This window comes from Rickettsia rhipicephali str. 3-7-female6-CWPP (assembly GCF_000284075.1).
In the GTDB taxonomy this organism is placed as follows: domain Bacteria; phylum Pseudomonadota; class Alphaproteobacteria; order Rickettsiales; family Rickettsiaceae; genus Rickettsia; species Rickettsia rickettsii.
The window spans coordinates 711,613-730,306 of record NC_017042.1 but is presented as its reverse complement, the minus strand read 5'-3'; the positions used below and the strand labels follow the sequence as shown (position 1 = coordinate 730,306).

Sequence of the window (18,694 nt, the reverse complement as noted above, 5' to 3'; positions counted from 1 at the left end):
TTCCTCACAATGACGTGGTAGAATACAATATAATATAAATTATGAAATGAGATAAATAGATGTTTAACGAAATAACTAAGAGTGTTACATGGAACGGGAAAGTTCTTGAGCTTAGTACAGGTAAAATAGCAAGGCAAGCTGACGGGGCAGTTACGGTAAAAATGGGTAATTCCGTTTTGTTATGTACGGTAGTAGTAGCTAACAAAGCAAAAGAGGGTATAGGTTTTTTTCCTTTAACAATTAATTATAGAGAAATGGCATATGCTGCCGGTAAGATACCAGGGGGATTTTTTAAACGTGAGGGAAAAGCATCAGATAGAGAAGTTTTAGTATCTCGTTTAATAGATAGACCGATTAGACCATTATTTCATCCAGCTTTTGTGAATGAAACGCATGTAACTTGCAGTGTTCTTTCATATGATCCTGAAACTCCGGTAGATATACTTGCAATTATCGGTGCATCGGCTGCACTTAGCCTATCCCCTGCTCCTTATCTAGAAATAGTTGCAGCAAGTAAAGTAGGTTTAATCAATGGTGAATTTGTTTTAAATCCGACACTTGAATTATTAAAAACAAGTCAGCTTGATTTAGTAGTTGCAGGAACATCAGATTCAGTAATGATGGTTGAATCGGAAGCTCATTTACTTTCTGAAGAACAAATGTTAGAAGCCGTAAAATTTGGATTTGAAAGCTTTCAGCCGGTAATAAAGATAATTAAAGAACTAGCAGAAGAAGCTAAAAAACCAAAACTTGAAATGCAAGATTTATATCCTGCTTCATTAAAGAAAGAAATTGAGAAGTTATTTGTAAAAGAAATTGAACAAGCTTTTGCAATTAAATCTAAACAAGAACGTAGCACTCATTTAGATTTAATACCTGAAAAAGTTCTTACACATTTTGTAAGCGACATAGAAAATAAAAAATATAGTAATTATCAAATCGAATCAGCTTTAAAAGCTATTGAATCAGATATATTACGTAACGAGATTTTAGAAAAAAATAGACGTATCGATGGAAGAAGTACCACGGATATAAGACAAATTGCTTGTGAAATAGGTTTACTACCTTCCGCACATGGTTCAGCTTTATTTACTAGAGGTGAAACGCAAAGCTTAGTTAGTACTACATTCGGTACTAGTTTAGATGAGCAGATAGTTGACAGTTTAGAGGGTGAGTATAAAGAGCGTTTTATGCTCAATTATATCTTTCCGCCCTACTCTGTAAATGAAGCAATGCCGATGAAAGTACCTAGTCGTCGTGAAGTCGGACACGGTAAACTCGCATGGCGTGCTATTAATCCAATATTACCTAATAAAGTACAATTTCCTTATTCTATTAGAGTAGTTGCCGAAACTACGGAGTCTAACGGTTCTTCTTCAATGGCAACTGTTTGCGGTAGTTCTCTTGCTTTAATGTATGCCGGCGTACCGATAAAAGCACCGGTTGCGGGTATTGCTATGGGACTTGTTAAGGAAGGCAAAAAATTTGCCGTATTATCGGATATTCTTGGCGATGAAGATTATTTTGGTGATATGGACTTTAAGGTTGCAGGAACTAGCGAAGGGATTACTGCATTACAAATGGATATCAAAATATCCGGAGTAGATTTTAAAATAATGAAAGTAGCTTTAGAGCAAGCACGACTCGGTCGTTTGCATATACTGGAGCAAATGAATAAAGTTATCAGTAAACCAAATAACGAACTAAGTAAAAATGCGCCTTCTACTACTACTATAAAAATAGATAAGGATAAAATTAGAGATATTATAGGACCGGGCGGTAAAGTAATAAAGGAAATTTGTGAAATTAGCGGTGCTAAAATAGATATAAGCGATGACGGTACGGTGTCTGTTTATGCTTCAGATAAAGATAAGCTAAAAGTTGCCTTAGAGAAAATTAAAGCTATTGCCGCTGAACCTGAAATCGGTGAAATATTTAACGGTACGGTAATGAAAGTCTTAGATTCCGGTGCTTTTATTAATTATTTAGGTAATAAAGACGGCTTTGTTCATATTAGTGAAATTTCAGAAGAAAGAATAGAAACGGTTAGCAGTGTTTTAAAACAAGGCGATATAGTAAAAGTTAAGCTAATAGGCTTTGATAATAAAGGCAAAGCAAAATTAACTATTAAAAATGCCGATAAAGATAAATCTTCAAATAATACAAAGCCAAAAACTAATGTTAATAATGCTAAGGACAATTCAGAACCTGAGCAGCGACATGATTCTAGTAAAAAACGAGCTTGGAATGAAGATAATAATGCTGAAACTGCTGAAGTAATTACAGAACGTAAGTATTTTAATTGATATGAAGCTTAATCGTCATTGCGAGGAAATTACGAAGTAATTGACGAAGCAATCTCAGGGGTTTGTTATTATTTCATGAGATTGCCGTGCAGCCTACGGCTGCTTGCAATGACGGTTCGGGTATCCACAAAAATAGCTCATAATACTAATAATTTACTGGATACCGTGGATAAGCCACGGTATGACAACGAGTAAATAAATGACCGACACAAATAATTACCAAATCATCGCAAAGAGGGTTATTTCTAGTGAAGCAAGTGCTTTAGAAAAATTATCCGCAAATATCCCTGAAGACTTTAACAGAATTATAGAATTTTTACTATCTTTCAAAGGACGGATAATCCTAACCGGCATAGGCAAAAGCGGTTATATTGCAAGAAAAATAGCTGCTAGCTTTTCTTCAACCGGTATGCCTGCTTTTTATTTACATCCGGCAGAAGCAAGTCACGGCGATTTAGGTATGGTGACGAGAAATGATCTAGTAATTATGTTATCTAATTCCGGTGAAACTAAAGAACTATTTAATATAACTGAATATTGCAAGAACTCTTCCATAAAAATTGCTGCAATGACAATGAATAAAAATTCTACTTTAGCTAAAAGAAGCGATTTTTTATTAATAGTACCTGAATACCCGGAAGCTTCTGTAATTGGAGCTCCTACTATATCATCTTTAATCATGCTATCACTCGGTGATGCTTTAATAACTGTTATACATGAAAAACGAGGCTTTACTAAAGATGATTTTAAAATTTATCATCCGGGAGGTACAATCGGTGCTAATTTAACAAAAATTAAAAACCTAATGCGTAGCGGTGATGAAATACCTTTAGTATATGAAGATACTTCCTTTGCCGAAACTATAATTATTATGAATAAAAAACGTTTAGGTTGTACGCTTGTAACAGATAAAAACCAAAATTTGGTGGGAATTATAACCGATGGGGATTTACGTCGTCATATTAACGATCAAATCCACTTAAAAACAGCATCAAGCATTATGACCAAAAACCCTATTCATATCTCATCGGAAATATTTGCAAAAGAGGCTTTAAATTTAATGAAAGCCAAGAATATCACTAATATACCGATTGTTGATGATAATAATATTATTATAGGCATTATTCATATTCATGATTTACTATGCATAGGGGTTAGCTAAAATCTATGCCCTCTTCTTATAAACGGCGAAAAAAAATTTGGAAATCTGTATATCTTTTAATAACAGTTGGAATTTTGTATATAGGATATATATTAATTAAAAGCGGTTATATTAATGAAGAAAACGATATTAATGTTACAAAAAAAAGTTTAAAAGATAATAAAAATTTTGATTTAAAGTATAATATTATATTGAAAGATTCAATTTTTGAAGGAGTAAATAAAAAATTAAATGCGTATAAGATTAAAACTGAACGAGCTATAAAAGAGTCGGATAACAAATATAAACTAGATATAATAAATGCTATTTATAACGTGAATCAAGACCAAACTCTTATTATCAATGCGAAAGAAGGCTTTTTAGATGAAGAATCAAACATATTAGATTTAAAAAACGATGTAAAACTTTTTTTTGATGAGATCATATTTAACACTAACGATGCAAGGATTGATTTAGTAAATAAGAATATAACCGGTCATTCCCCTGCTAAGTTACTTTACAAAAACTCTTCAATTACTTCGGATAGTTTTAATACGAAAGATGAAAATAATATTATAATTTTTAAAGGCAATGTCTCTACAATCATCGATTTATCCGAATAGACATCTTTCCAAACCAGCTTATAGAGAGGAAGTTAAAGGAGGCATGGAACGCAGCACTGCAGCGTACAAAGAAGTACGTGAGGATACGAGCACCGATTCGACGTCTAAATTACCTCTAGAAGCGAAGTTTGGAAAGATGTCTATTATTAAACTTGTTTTACTTCTTATAATTAGTACCATAATATATGCTAATGATAAAAATATTTCAAATTTACATATCACATCTGATAGTTTAATTATTGATAGAACCAAACAAAAAGCAGCATATCTTGAAAATGTTATTGTGTACTTCGATAATGCGATACTTAGAACGAAAGAATTATATATTTTTTATAAAACAATAGATGAAAAGCAAACTATTGATCATATAGTTGTCCCTACTAAATTGACTGTAGAAAGAAAAATAAATAATGAATTATTACTTGCAGATAGTGCTAAATATTTTTTTGATAATAAACAACTTATTCTACTTGGTAATGTAATATTACAGCGTGACGATAATGTTTTAAAAACTAATAAACTAATCTACTATGTAGATATTATTAAGAAATAGAGCTATTTATCGTTGGTACGTCATTGCAAGCGGTTGCAAGAAGTGTGACAATCCAGAAAATAATTAAAAAAAATGCTAAAGATTAGTATTTTTAACTGGATTGCTTCATCAATTACTTACGTAATTTTCTCGCAATGACGTTGAAAATTAATCCACGCAACAAAATCTTAACAAATAAAAAAGATGGACAGCTTACACGTTAAAAATATATCAAAATCCTACAAAAAAAGGAATATATTAACTGATATATCTCTGAATATAAAACAAGGAGAGATAGTTGGTTTATTCGGTCCGAATGGAGCCGGTAAAACAACTTGCTTTAACATTATTATCGGTTTAATGAAACCGGGCTCAGGGCAATTACTTTTAAATGATATAAATATTACCAACTTGCCTATTTATTTACGAGCAAGGCTTGGAATCGGCTATCTTCTTCAAGAACCTTCGATATTTCGGGGATTGTCGGTTGAAGATAATATTAAGGCTGTAGTTGAGATATCTGAAAATGATAAAGAAGTAATTGAACAAAAAACCCATAATTTGTTAGAGAAGTTTGCAATAGTGCATTTAAAAGATTTATCCGCTGCTAGCTTATCAGGTGGTGAAAGGCGTAGGCTTGAGATTGCACGTGCACTTGCAATAGAGCCTAAATTTATCATGCTTGATGAACCGCTTGCCGGTATTGACCCGCTTGCTATTTCCGATATCAAAAATCTAATTACTTATTTACGTGAATTTAATATAGGTATATTAATTACCGACCATAACGTACGTGACACTCTAGATATAGTCGACCGTGCTTATGTTATTTTTGAAGGTAAAGTATTATTAGAAGGAAGCGCTAAGGAAATAGCAAATAGCAAGAAAGTTAAGGAAGTGTATTTAGGTGAGAGCTTTAGTTTCTAGACTATGCAAATTCGTCATTGCGAGCGACTTGCAGATGTTGTTGCATGGATTGTTTTATGTCATTCCCGCCTACGTGGGAATGACATCGAGTAGGTTTTCCGAGCCATGCAACAAGGCTCTTTTGCAGGAATGACATAAGAGCCATGTAATAATATTCAAAACAGTTTTCTATGCAAATTAACAAAGAAATTTTTAGGGCTTATGATATAAGAGGCAATAGCCTTAAAGATTTAACGGAAGAAGTAGCTTATAAAATCGGCTTTGGTTTTGCCGAGATGACTATAACGAAAGATAACGATAAAATCTGTGTCGGTTTAGACGGTCGGCTTAGCTCCCCTACCCTTTGTAAAGCTTTAGAACTAGGATTAACTAATGTAGGGGCTGAAATCATAAATATTGGCGTAGTTCCAACGCCGGTTTTATATTTTGCCGATAAACACTTTACGCCCGCCGGTAGTATTATGGTCACGGGGTCACACAATCCTCGTGACGATAACGGCTTTAAAATACTACAAAACGGTAAACCTTTTTTCGGTGATCAGATACAGGAGTTATTGACTAAGATTTTGGATAACTACTCCAATACCACACCACCATCCCCTTATGTCATTCCTGCGAAAGCAGGAATCCATAATATACAATCTAAATACCTAAAACGTATTTTAGATGGAATAAACATTAATCCAAAATTAAAAGTAGCTTGGGATTGCGGCAATGGAGCAACCGGCGATATTGTTGAAGAACTTAAAAAGCATCTCTCAAACAAGAATATAATCATACATAGTAAGATTGACGGGAATTTTCCAAGCCATCATCCTGATCCTACAAATCCTGCTAATTTGCAGGAGCTAATAAAAGTGGTTAAAGAACAAAATTGTGACCTTGGTATAGCTTTTGACGGTGACGGTGATAGAATCGGCATTATAAGCTCAAGCGGTAAAATATTATTTGGTGATCAAATTTTATGCATTTTTGCTGAGGATATTTTAAAGGAAAATCCAAACGCAACTATAATAGTTGATGTAAAAGTCAGCCAATTTATAGTCGCTAAAATAAAATCATATGGAGGACATCCTATAATATGGCGAACAGGTCATCCTTTTATTAAAAGCAAAATGCTTGAGACAAAGGCTTTACTCGCTGGCGAAATGAGCGGGCATATATTCTTTGCCGATAAATATTTTGGTTTTGACGATGCAATTTATGCAGGTCTTAGATTTTTAGATTTACTTAGTAGATCAAGTAAAACTCTAGATGAGATAATAGAAGATGTACCGAAAAGCTATAGTACACCGGAAATTAAAATTTTTGTTCCTTCAGAGTTAAAATCACAAATTATTAAAGAGATTAAAGAAAAATCATTAGAAGAGAAAATAGAGTTTAATGATATAGACGGTGTACGGGTAAATACTGTAAATGGTTGGTGGCTCTTGCGTAGCTCTAATACCGAATCTATTATAGTTGCAAGGGCTGAATCAGATAGTAAGAATGGTTTAGAGGAAATAATCACTATAATTAATAAATATCTTGAAAAATATGGGTTATTAATTAATTATTAAAACATTATTGCTTTCTAAAATATTATTTTATATATTTTTCTTACATTAAATTAATATAAAGAAAAATAATATGTTAAAAATCTCAGATATCAATCACTCATTTGTTGATACTAAATTAGTTACAATAACGCCAATAGGTGCAAATACATTAAATATTAACATTGAGGCACCATTAGTAATAAAACATAAAGACCTTGAGCCTACTGATAATCCTCGCATTTTTAAACTTAACAGTGACATAGCCGCATCTAACGGTTTAAATAGTCTGACCATTGACTACAGTGATGCAGGCTTATTTAGTGGTCCAACTATTAGTTATGACAACAAACTTGGTACAATAACATTTAGTGGACCGGCAGATAGTAATGCTAATACTGAGACTTTAGGAAATACTATTAATACTGATGAAACCGTTTAAGGGTATGAGGTCACATTCCTGCGAGGCATTGTTACATGGATAGGTTTTTCCGTCATTGCGAGGAGTTGCGTTAGCAACGACGTGGCAATCTCATAAGATAATATAAAAAAACTCCTGAGATTGCCACGCCAGCATAAATGCTGGCTCGAAATGACGATACAAGTTCGTATTTATTAGTTAAACCAGTGACAAAGAAAGAAATATACTCAAATGATTTGGAGAATGGGAATGTAAAACGAGGAGCGAGTACGCACAGCCTATATTTAATAGGTGATCCGAAGTTTTGCAGAAACAATTCTTCAAAGCAGAAGAGTATAATTATATTATGCGGGCCGACTGCTAGCGGGAAGTCTTATTTAGGTCATGAACTGGCTAAAGCTTATAACGGCGAAATCATTAATATCGACTCAATGCAGGTTTATAAGGAAATTCCTATTATTACCGCCTCCCCTCCGAAAAGCTACAAAACTGAAATCTTGTATCACTTATATAACTTCTTATCAATGACAGAAGATTTCTCGGTAATAAAATATCTAAAACTTGCGACAGAAAAAATAAAAGAAATAACCGACAGGGGTAAGCTACCTATATTAATAGGTGGAACAGGTTTATATATCAATTCTTTAGTTTTTGGCTATAATAATATTCCTGATATATCAGAAGATTTACGAGAACAGGTAAGAAACTTACATGCTAAAATAGGCAATATAGAATTATGGGGTAAATTAGAGAAGCTTGACCCGCTTGCTGCTTCTAAAATAAACCAAAATGATACTCAGCGTTTAATTAGAGCTTATGAAGTATTCATGCAAACCAGTACATCTATTTTTTCTTTTCAAACTTTGCCAAAAGAACCAATCTTACCTGATTTTAATTTCAAAATTATTTTCTTAAATCCTGAGCGAAAATTTTTATATAAAACATGTGATGAGCGTTTAGATAAGATATTTAAAGAAGGGGCAATTGACGAAATAGCTTTAATAAAAAAGCAATTTGCTCCTAAAGATTATATGAATTGGAAAGCTGTAGGGATAAAAGAAATTTTAGCTTATTTAAACGGCAATCTCACTTTAGATGAGGCTTTAAATGCAGCTCAAATACGCACCCGTCAGTATGCTAAAAGACAAGTTACTTGGTTTAAAAATCAGATACAAGATAAAATCACATTGGAATATGCTAACCAAGAAGAATTTACTCAAACTTTAAAAAAACCTTTTAAAACTATATAGCTTATCTACGTATTTCTTCTTTCTTTTTATTATTGGAAATAGGAGTAATGGAAAGTGTATTTGTCTTAGACCCTACAACTACAATATTAATCTTACTATTTAAATTTGAGACGATACTTTGTGCTTCTTTTAATACATCAGCTGGAACTTTATTTTCTAATTCTGGTTTCTTATCAGATTTTTGATTAAAATAACCAACTCCCGCTTTAACAGTATTTGTTTAATAATATTCAGTGCTTGCCCTTCTTTCCAAACTAAACTATCTATACTAGTAGCAACATTAATATATTTTTTATTTTCAATATTTTCTAAGCTTTGAATCAGCTTATCCGGTTGATTGAGCATAGGTGTGAGTATACTATATAATTCTTTCTTATCGAGCTTATTTATACCTGGTACATTTTTTAAAGTTTTATCTAAAATACCTGTAAATATTTCCTTATTATCGTTTAAATATTTTTTGATCTCGGGATTATCTTTAGTTAACATTACCAAGTCTTTAGCTATTCCCGTATAATCACCTTTAACAAATCCATCAAAAACCTTTTTTAATGATTCAGGATTATCAAGTAATATAGGCATTACATTCGTAAGTTTTGTAGTATCTTTTGTTTCTAGTCCATAATTTTCAAGCTGCTGTTTTATAGTGTGGCTATTTTTTTCATCTTGCTCTAAAATGCCTTTAATTAAATTATCGAATAACCCCTCTTTACTTTGCTCTACTAATATATTTTTAACTTAAATGAAGGTTCATTAAAAGCAGTAATTACACGGCTTGTTACGGCCATATCATCACCTTTATTTATATCTGTAATAATAGCATGTGCAATTGCCGGTTTTGACATAATTTCACCTACTATATACTAAGCATTTGTTTATCGAAATTATATTCTTTCGTCATGCTTTGTATATTCGGAGTATTTTCAATAATAGCTGAGGCAATATCTGGTAAGACTGTTTTATTATCAGCAAAAAAACTTTTTAATTTATCGTCACCCGCTACCATTTCTAAAGATTTCTCAAGAGCCACCATTACTCCTTGATTTGCATTCAGAGTATCAAAAATCTCTTTTGTCTCAGGCATTTTATTTAATAAAGTAGGAATAATATCTAAAATTTTAAGATCAATTTTGTAGGTTTCAAAATGTTCTTTTAAGAAAGGTTTAGCTTGTTCTTTTGCTTCTTCTAAGAAATTTTCAATAATTATTTGTTTTTCAGGAGATAACTTATTAAATCTTTTTAGAGTATTAGGATTGTTTATATTTTTAGCCAGCTCTTGGTTTAAACTTAGGATGTTCATTAAATATTTTTATAACTTTTGCATATGTGTAATTACTTTGAGGTTTTTGTAATATATCATCAAAAGCTTTTATATAGTCGCTTGGAAGTATTTCAGTTATGTAATTCGCAATATCGTTACCTTTTTCATTAAAAAATTTTAAGCAATTTTTATCCGTGGATAACATTTCTAATTTTTTAGAAGTTACTTTATATTATAGTCCGGTACTTCTTGCTTTATCTCAAGTGCAATTTCTTGAAGGCTTTTAAGTACAGCATCATTTTTAAAACATTCTTTTAATGTTGTAAGACCCTTGTGATCTAGAAAACTACCTTCTTGAAATTCTCTAAAACCTGCTTTTGCTAAGATTTGTCCTATTTTTGGTAAATCATCGGCATGCTTTTTTAGAAAATCCTATATTTCGGATTTTTCAAGAACAGCTTTTTGAAACTTTGAATCAAGATATATATCAGAGAAGCTTGCAAGTTTAACAAGATTATAACTATTTATGGAATTAGTCAAGGCAAACTTCGCACCTTTTAATAATGCTCCTATACTAAACTGGTAATATTTTTTTCTTTGGAGATGCAAGGTCATAAATAAAGCTTGTCAATGCCTTGTCTGCATCAGGAGAAGATAATGTCCTTTTAACAGTTTTATTAAAATTCTTTAATTTAATATCTTTAATGGGATTTGTCACTGCCATAAAAATAATGAAATATATTTAATTATAAACATTAAATTATCTTAAAATTGATTCAAAGAAATAAATTAAGCACTACTTAAATATTTTAATTTATATTACATAATATGGTAATTAAATTAATTTGATCTAAGATTTATGGGGTTATCTGTTGTGTATTTTTTTACTTTTTGTAGGTAATGATGCGTAAGTATGTGATTTATCGTGATTATCTACTATACGCACCTTACTATCTAAATTTGAAACTATATTTTTTGCTTCTTTTAAAATATTTAATTTATTAATATTTTCAAACTCATTTTTAAAGTTATCTTTTAACTGTTCATTGAAGATTTCTTTTGGTAAATAAATTCCACCGGTAATAGTGCCTACCCCAGTATATTTAGATTTAGAATTTAAAGTAGAGGAAATATTACTTGCTAACTTTTCTAGATTTTGTGGCTCTAAAAAATTATTTATATTATCCGGATTTTCTTTAGAATATTCAGAAACGATAGGTTTTAACATCTGATTTATCATGTAAAAATCTTCACCTCTATTATCACCTTTATCAAAAAGTTTTTGTGATATTTTTTCGCTTAAAATATTTGCCAATAAATTACTCTTAATATTTTGTTTATTTGCAATATTTTCATATAAAGGGTTCAATATTTGTAATGGAGAATTTACATGATTTGTAATATGTTTATATTGATTTGTTTTAGGAGTAGCTAGGTTAGTAACCATATTCATAGGTAGTGAATTTAGTTTTTCTATAATATAGTCTTTAATCGTTTGATTTTCTTCATATAATCTTTTTACTTGTTGAGCAATTTTTTGTTTACTAAGTACATTTCTTTTTCCTTCAGCTTGTATTTGTAAAAATACTTTATCAATTGCCTTATCAATTAACTTTGCTTGTTGTTCTTTAATTAGTTTAGGTACTAAAGGAGGGATAGCCTTATCAAGATTGTAAGTATCAGTAAGTAGCATTAAATTATCAGGTAATTTAGCCTCTGCTAAATTAATATTTTTAAAATTACAATCTTTGAAAGAAGTTACTTTAGTTAAATCTGCATTTTTTAATGATACGCCTGAGAAGTCGATATTAGATAAATTACCTACTAATATAGCTCCCTCTAAGCTGAATTTTCCATTTTGTATTTTATGTAAATTATTTCTAAGAGTAATTTCATCTATAGTTTTATCTTTAAAATCTTGTGATGGACTAAATACGTCTTTTACTTTTGCAGTAGCATAGCTAAAACCTGCTTTTATAATATTCGGCAATTGCCCTTCCAAATAATTTGTTTTTTGAGCTAGATTATATATAGCACTAGCAGCCCCACGATAATTACTTTTTTCAACCTCTTCTATAACTTTAACTAATTCATTAGGATGGTTTAACATTGATGGAAGTACATTATATAATTCTTGCTTATCAAGGTTATTTATACCTGGTATGTCTACTAAAGTTTTATCTAAAATACTTGCAAATATTTCTCTATTATTGTTTAAATATTTTTTAATTTCAGGATTGTCTTTAGTTAAAGCTATTAACTCTTTTACCATTCCCGTATAATCACCTTTAATAAAATCTCGAAAAACCTTTTTAAATGATTCAGATTTATCAAGTAATATAGGCATTATGCTCGTTAGCTTTGTAACATCACTCGCTTCCAGACCATAATTTATAAGTTGTTGTTTTATAGTTTGGCTATTTTTTGCATCTTGTTCTAAAACTCCTGTAATTAAATTATCAAATAGACCTTCTTTACTTTGCTCTACTAATATATCTTTTAATTTAAATGAAGGATCACTAAGGGTGGAGATTATATTACCGGTTAAACTCATATAATCACCTTTATTTAAGTCTGCAATAATCTCATGAGCAATTTCCGGTTTTGACATAACTTCGCCTACAATACTAAGCATTTGTTTATCAAAATTATATTCTTTTGTTATGCTTTGTACGCTAGGAGTATTTTCAATAATACCTAAAGCAATATTTGGTAAGATTGTTTTATTATTAGCAAAAAAACTTTTTAATTTATCATCACCAGCTACCATTTCTAAGGATTTCTCAAGAGATATCATTACACCTTGATTTGGAGCATTAAGAGTATCAAAAATCTCTTTTGTCTCAGGCATTTTATTTAATAAAGTAGGAATAATATCTAAAATTTTAAGATCAATTTTGTAGGTTTCAAAATGTTCTTTTAAGAAAGGTTTAGCTTGTTCTTTTGCTTCTTCTAAGAAATTTTCAATAATTATTTGTTTTTCAGGAGATAACTTATTAAATCTTTTTAGAGTATTAGGATTGTTTATATTTTTAGCCAGTTCTTGCTTAAAATCAGGATGTTCATTAAATATTTTTAATAAATTTTTCTTTTCGGGTTTTTGTAATATATCATCAAAAGTTTTTATATAATCGCTTGGAAGTATTTCAGTTGCTCCTGTACGTATGTATTTCGTAATATCTTCACTCTTTTCGTTAAAGAATTTTTGGAAGTTTTTATCGGTAACCAGCATATCTAAAGTTCTAGAAGTCACTTTATTCCAGTCTGGTAGCTCTTGCTTTACTTCAACTGCAATTTCTTGAAGTGTTTTAAGTACTTGTTCATTTTTAAAACATTCTTTTAGTATTGCGAGTCCCTTTTTATCTAAAGCACTCTTATCTTGAAATTCTCTAAAGCCCGCATTTGCCAAGATTTGACCTATTTTAGGCAAATCATCCGAATGTTTTTTTAAAAATTCCCATATTGGAGATTTTTTAAGAAGTGATTTTTGAAATTCCGGATCAAGATATATCTTAGAAGAGTTAGCAAGCTTAACAAGATTATAAGTATTTACAGGATTAGTTAAAATAAATCTTGCTCCGAGTAACATCGTTCTTAAGCTTATACTCTTTGAAGATGATAAGTCCTTAATTGCACTCTTTAGTACTTTATTAGCTTTAGAAGAAGATAAAACTTTTTCTATAACTTTTTGATAGTTTTTATTATTTATAACAGCCATAAAATTACTCGAAATTTTTAAAAATACAGATCAGGTATTTTTAATTTTTTGTTATTGTTGTTGTAAATATGTATACTTCGACACAACATGTTCAGCATCCGAGGACTTACAAAGACATGGCTACCAATTTTTCAAGTTTGGTGTCCATCTCAGTGAATACTTCTTCCCATGAACCGGTAGTCGCTGCTTTTGAATATTCAGTTGCTCTATTTTCAAAAAAGTTCGTATGTTCGACTCCGTTTAGCATTTCATCAAGCCAAGGAAGGGGGTTATGATTTACCAAATATACATCTTTGAGTCCTAGCTGCATTAAACGACGATCGGCAATATAACGAATATATTGTCTTACTTCATATGCCGTTAATCCCTCAATACCGCCAACTTCAAAAGCAAGTTCAATAAAGGCATCTTCAAAATGCACAATAGTCGTACAAGCTTCATAAATACGTTTACGTAAAGTTTCCGTCCAAACTTCAGGGTTTTCTCTTACAAAAGTCTTAAACAGAGTAATAATTGAGTTAGTATGAAGTGTTTCATCACGCACTGACCAAGCAATAATCTGTCCCATACCTTTCATTTTATTAAAACGAGGGAAATTAAGCATGATCGCAAAAGAAGCAAATAGCTGTAATCCTTCAGTAAAAGCTCCAAATACTGCGAGTGTAGTTGCTATATCTTCTTTAGCATCCACTCCAAATTGCTGCATATAATCATACTTGTCTTTCATTTCCTTATATTTAAGAAATGCTGAATATTCTACTTCCGGCATACCTACCGTATCAAGTAAATGTGAATATGCTGCAATATGTACCGTTTCCATATTAGAAAATGCCGATAACATCATTAATATTTCAGTCGGTTTAAATACTCGTGAATAATGCTTCATATAGCAATTATTCACTTCAATATCTGCCTGTGTAAAAAAACGAAATATTTGTGTTAATAGATGTTTTTCCCCTGGAGTTAAGTTATATTTCCAATCTTTAACATCGTCGGCAAGTGGTACTTCTTCCGGCAGCCAATGAATTTTTTGTTGAGTGTGCCAAGCTTCATATGCCCATGGATATGAAAACGGTTTATAAATTGGACTTGCATCAAGTAGTGACATAATTTTTCTATTTCTTCTTTTGAAAGCTTAGTATATTTAATTATTTTCTCTATCGGTTCATTATCCGATAACATTTCTTTTGCTATTTCTGTATTTACTTCTAGTTTCTCCAACTTCAATACCCTCAGCTTTCCCCTCATTATATTTACTTTTTTGATTTAACTCTTCCGTTTGAGCAGCAAGCATCGCTTTAATATAATTATTATATTCTGCTTCGCTCCAGTTAAATTATTCAATAGTTTTATAGACTGATAATACTATTTCATCTTTTGTATGTTGCGGAGGTTCTTTTGCTCTATCGAATTTAGCCATCATATATAATCAATCATCTTCTAAGAGTTCCAACTCATCTGCTTCTTTGGTAAATTTGTCTAATTCAACAAATACGTAAGACAAGCATTTAAGTTGATGCTGACCGTTGCCGACATTAATAGTTTGATGGATAGCTAATACATTCTTTTCCCTAGGACAATGCCTGAATTCCAGAAGTAATCACTACCATTACTACAGGAGCTAGATCAGCATATTCTTTTCCTCTTTTTAATTGCAAAGAAAATGCTATACAACTGTAAAATTGTACTCTTGCTAAAAAAGCATCGGCATAGCCGTTTTGCATCTCAACAATATAAATATTGCCGGAGTTATCTCTAACTTTTATGTCTACTATACTCCTTTTATTCTGCCCTAAATCCGGTACTTGTTCGTTTGAAATATATTCAAGGTCGATAATCCAACTCTTCAGGTAACCTCATAATATTATTGAGAAAGCTTAGTAACCTTGTTTTATCCGTAAACAATTTTTTAAATGCTACATCATTTGTTGGATCTAAATATCTTTGCATAGTTATATTATACTTACTGACAAGCTAAGCATTCTTCGTAGTTACCGACTTCTGCTAACTTATCGTTTTGTTCCTCTAAATCTTTAAAATCGGCCTTTAATACGTCATGCGAGACCTTATCGGCTCGTTGTATTGATGTCGATCTACAGTAATATAAACTTTTTACTCCTTTTTTCCAGGCTTTAAAATGAATATTATTTAAATATTTCTTACTAACATTCCCCGGTAAAAAGATGTTTAAAGATTGTGCTTGCGTAATGTAAGGAATACGATCGCTTGCCAGTTCAATTAGCCAATTCTGATCAATTTCGTAAGCGGTTTTGAAAACCTGTTTTTCTTCTTCGGATAAAAATGTTAAATGTTGTACTGATCCTTCATGTGTTGCAATCGAAGACCAAACTTGATCATTATTAAATCCTTTTTCCTCTAATAACTTTTCTAAATGTTTGTTACGCACGTTAAAAGAACCGGTTAAAGTCTTTTGTACAAAGCTATTAGCAGCAAATGGCTCTATTCCGGGTGAGGCATTACCTGCTATTACCGAAATTGAGGCGGTAGGTGCTATTGCGGTTTTATTGCTAAATCGTTCATTACTTCCTGCATCTAGAGCATCAGGACATGCTCCTTTTTCTTTACCGATTTCTATTGAGGCTTTATCAGCTTCAGCAGATATATATTCAAATATTTTTTTATTCCAAACTTTTGCCATAACCGATTCTATCGGTACTTTTTTCATTTGCAAAAATGAGTGGAAGCCCATTACGCCAAGTCCAACGCTTCGCTCACGTAAAGCCGAATATTTAGCTCTTGCCATAGTATCCGGTGCTTTATTAATAAAGTCTTCTAAAACATTATCAAGGAACAACATAATAGAATGGATAAATTCTTTATCATCTTTCCACTCTTCGTAATACTCTAAATTTAAAGAGGAAAGGCAGCAAACAGCAGTTCTTGACTGTCCTAGATGGTCAATTCCCGTCGGCAATGTAATTTCGCTACAAAGATTAGACATTTTAACTTGAAGCCCTAATTTTTTATGATGCTCAGGGATAGATTTATTAACACTATCGATAAATAACAAGTAAGGCTCACCTGTTTCTATTCTAGTAGTTAGTAACTTAACCCATAAATCTCTTGCTCTAACTTTATTTACGACTTTTTTGGTAGCAGGACTAACAAGGTCAAAATCCGTATTGTTTTCAACTGCTTTCATAAATTTATCGGTTATAGCTATACCGTGATGAATATTAAGAGCTTTACGGTTAACATCCCCACCTGTCGGACGTCTTATATCGATAAATTCTTCAATTTCAGGGTGATTAATAGGCAAATATACAGCCGATGAACCTCGTCTAATAGAACCTTGCGAAATAGCAAGAGTCATAGAATCCATTACTTTAATAAACGGTATAATACCGGATGAATGACCTTTATCACGAATCCCTTCATTAATAGCACGAACATTACCCCAATAACTGCCAATCCCGCCACCGCGTGCAGCAAGCCAAACATTTTCTGTCCATAAATTTACTATATCGTCTAAGCTATCATCGGTCTCATTCAAAAAGCATGAAATAGGAAGCCCCCTATCCGTTCCGCCGTTACTTAAGATTGGTGTTGCTGGCATAAACCACATTTTACTCATATATTCATATAACTTCTGAGCATGCTGTTTATTTTCGGCATAATAACTAGAAACTCTTGCAAATAAATCTTGAAAATCCTCACCTTTCATAAGATATCGATCTCGCAGAATAGCTTTACCGAAAGGAGTAAGTAAATTGTTATGGTTGTTGTTTATAGTTATTTGAAATTTATTTTTTTTAAGCGTGCTCATTATAGGTACTAATGGGGTTGTAGGCGTTATTTATAATACTTATTTTGAAAAAATGACACCATATTCAGTGTATAGAATCTTCACCTAAGTAGACACGAGAATAATAATTTATTCAATATAAATATTTATTTTTTTTTAGATTTTTGACTTGACACAAATCACTCTTGATTACTATATAACGTGAGTTTCGTATTAATAAAGGCGTTGTATAGCTGATAATCACTAGGTTACGAGTGTATTAATAATACTGTTTTTGTTATAAAATTAGTGAGAAAACACACGTTTTGAATTAAGGTTTGAATTAAGGTAGTGTCTTTACAGTATTAGAAAAAAGTTTATAGGTTATTGAAAAATAATATAAAGAGCAATAACCTATGATATGAGCATAGATTTTATAGAAATATTTTGCTACGTCGATTTGCAAGAATTAGATAAGCATACAAATTCAATTACTCAAAATAACAACAAATCTGGTCCAAAAAGTAGACTGCATAGAAGTGAGGTAATAACGATTATAATAGGTTACTGACAGTCATCTTATGATTGTTTTAAAAACTATTATCTGAAACAGATATGGATTCATCATCAAAGAGATTTTCAGTTAGTAAGCTTATAGCCAATTTATAAAAATAATAGGTCCACATTTACCACTATTAGTATTAATATTAAATTCTATTTTGGATCAGTGTGACGGACTATCTATTTGTAGATTCAAGTAGTATAGAGGTATGCAAGAAATATCGTATTTCAATGCATAAAGTGTTTGCTGGTATAGCAGCACGTGGTGCAACAACAAAAGGTTGGTTCTATGGACTCAAACTACATTTAATAATTAATAGAGCTGGTGGTATAAGTTAAAGCATCTTTTAGTCCTGGTAATAAGGATGATAGAAAACAGCTAGAATTGATGATAAAAAATCTTTTTGGTAAAATATTTGGAGATCGTGATTATATTTCACAAAAATTATTTCAACAACTTTTAGAGCAAGGAGTTTTTATAGTAACTAGAGTAAAGAAAAATATGAAAAATAAGCTTATGTCTATGTTGGATAAAATATTATTGCTTAAAAGATCATTGATAGAATCTGTTTTTAGCAAAATATTTCTATAAAATCTATGCTCATATCATAGGTTATTGCTCTTTATATTATTTTTCAATAACCTATAAACTTTTTTCTAATACTGTAAAGACA

At 31.3% G+C, this 18,694-nt stretch carries 14 protein-coding genes and 2 pseudogenes; 10 read left to right on the top strand and 6 right to left on the bottom strand.

Translation table 11 applies throughout. From position 1 onward, the window contains the following. Positions 1 to 59 precede the first annotated feature (59 nt). From pnp to miaA, 8 genes are all read left to right on the top strand, one after another. On the top strand, positions 60 to 2,306 hold the full coding sequence (gene pnp, locus MCC_RS03990) for a polyribonucleotide nucleotidyltransferase (protein ID WP_014408638.1): 2,247 nt from the start codon (positions 60 to 62) through the stop codon (positions 2,304 to 2,306). A 199-nt stretch (positions 2,307 to 2,505) separates the two neighbouring features. Further along, positions 2,506 to 3,468: a KpsF/GutQ family sugar-phosphate isomerase gene (locus MCC_RS03985; protein WP_014408637.1), complete on the top strand. Its 963-nt coding sequence runs from the start codon at positions 2,506 to 2,508 to the stop codon at positions 3,466 to 3,468. Between the two features lie 5 nt (positions 3,469 to 3,473). After that, complete coding sequence (gene lptC, locus MCC_RS03980) at positions 3,474 to 4,070, top strand: LPS export ABC transporter periplasmic protein LptC (RefSeq protein ID WP_014408636.1); 597 nt, start codon at positions 3,474 to 3,476, stop codon at positions 4,068 to 4,070. A 136-nt stretch (positions 4,071 to 4,206) separates the two neighbouring features. Continuing rightward, positions 4,207 to 4,623 carry an LptA/OstA family protein gene (locus MCC_RS03975; protein ID WP_410526332.1) on the top strand — a complete coding sequence of 139 codons (417 nt, stop codon included), beginning with the start codon at positions 4,207 to 4,209 and terminating at the stop codon, positions 4,621 to 4,623. Between the two features lie 183 nt (positions 4,624 to 4,806). Next, positions 4,807 to 5,529, top strand: coding sequence for an LPS export ABC transporter ATP-binding protein (lptB, locus tag MCC_RS03970; protein ID WP_014408634.1), 723 nt, complete (start codon positions 4,807 to 4,809; stop codon positions 5,527 to 5,529). Positions 5,530 to 5,699: 170 nt separating this feature from the next. Then, complete coding sequence (locus MCC_RS03965) at positions 5,700 to 7,088, top strand: phosphomannomutase/phosphoglucomutase (RefSeq protein ID WP_014408632.1); 1,389 nt, start codon at positions 5,700 to 5,702, stop codon at positions 7,086 to 7,088. A gap of 70 nt (positions 7,089 to 7,158) precedes the next feature. Beyond that, complete coding sequence (locus tag MCC_RS03960; protein ID WP_041405419.1) at positions 7,159 to 7,506, top strand: hypothetical protein; 348 nt, start codon at positions 7,159 to 7,161, stop codon at positions 7,504 to 7,506. A 137-nt stretch (positions 7,507 to 7,643) separates the two neighbouring features. Further along, a complete protein-coding gene (gene miaA / locus MCC_RS03955; protein WP_041405418.1) occupies positions 7,644 to 8,735 on the top strand; it encodes a tRNA (adenosine(37)-N6)-dimethylallyltransferase MiaA in 1,092 nt (363 codons plus the stop codon). 219 nt (positions 8,736 to 8,954) lie between these two features. Here miaA and MCC_RS10310 read toward each other — a convergent pair. The 6 genes and pseudogenes from MCC_RS10310 to MCC_RS03915 form a co-directional block, all read right to left on the bottom strand. Further along, a pseudogene (locus tag MCC_RS10310) lies at positions 8,955 to 10,720 on the bottom strand (pentapeptide repeat-containing protein); the annotation flags it as partial. Between the two features lie 141 nt (positions 10,721 to 10,861). Then, a complete protein-coding gene (locus MCC_RS03930; protein WP_014408627.1) occupies positions 10,862 to 13,714 on the bottom strand; it encodes a pentapeptide repeat-containing protein in 2,853 nt (950 codons plus the stop codon). A 106-nt stretch (positions 13,715 to 13,820) separates the two neighbouring features. Then, positions 13,821 to 14,822, bottom strand: a complete 1,002-nt coding sequence (locus MCC_RS03925) for a ribonucleotide-diphosphate reductase subunit beta (protein WP_014408626.1) — start codon at positions 14,820 to 14,822, stop codon at positions 13,821 to 13,823. Positions 14,823 to 14,882: 60 nt separating this feature from the next. Continuing rightward, positions 14,883 to 15,008 carry a hypothetical protein gene (locus MCC_RS10885; RefSeq protein ID WP_014408625.1) on the bottom strand — a complete coding sequence of 42 codons (126 nt, stop codon included), beginning with the start codon at positions 15,006 to 15,008 and terminating at the stop codon, positions 14,883 to 14,885. Between the two features lie 277 nt (positions 15,009 to 15,285). Continuing rightward, the gene (locus MCC_RS10305) at positions 15,286 to 15,534 is read right to left on the bottom strand and encodes an Rpn family recombination-promoting nuclease/putative transposase (RefSeq protein WP_231288769.1); all 249 of its coding nucleotides are present in this window, start codon (positions 15,532 to 15,534) and stop codon (positions 15,286 to 15,288) included. 143 nt (positions 15,535 to 15,677) lie between these two features. After that, positions 15,678 to 17,501 (bottom strand): ribonucleoside-diphosphate reductase subunit alpha, encoded by a 1,824-nt coding sequence (locus MCC_RS03915; protein ID WP_014408624.1) that lies wholly within the window; start codon positions 17,499 to 17,501, stop codon positions 15,678 to 15,680. Between the two features lie 687 nt (positions 17,502 to 18,188). Between MCC_RS03915 and MCC_RS10880 the strand changes: the two genes are divergently transcribed. Both MCC_RS10880 and MCC_RS10875 read left to right on the top strand, forming a co-directional pair. Continuing rightward, on the top strand, positions 18,189 to 18,359 hold the full coding sequence (locus tag MCC_RS10880) for a transposase (protein WP_196792938.1): 171 nt from the start codon (positions 18,189 to 18,191) through the stop codon (positions 18,357 to 18,359). Between the two features lie 13 nt (positions 18,360 to 18,372). Next, positions 18,373 to 18,612, top strand: a pseudogene (locus tag MCC_RS10875) (transposase); the annotation flags it as partial. Positions 18,613 to 18,694: the final 82 nt, after the last annotated feature.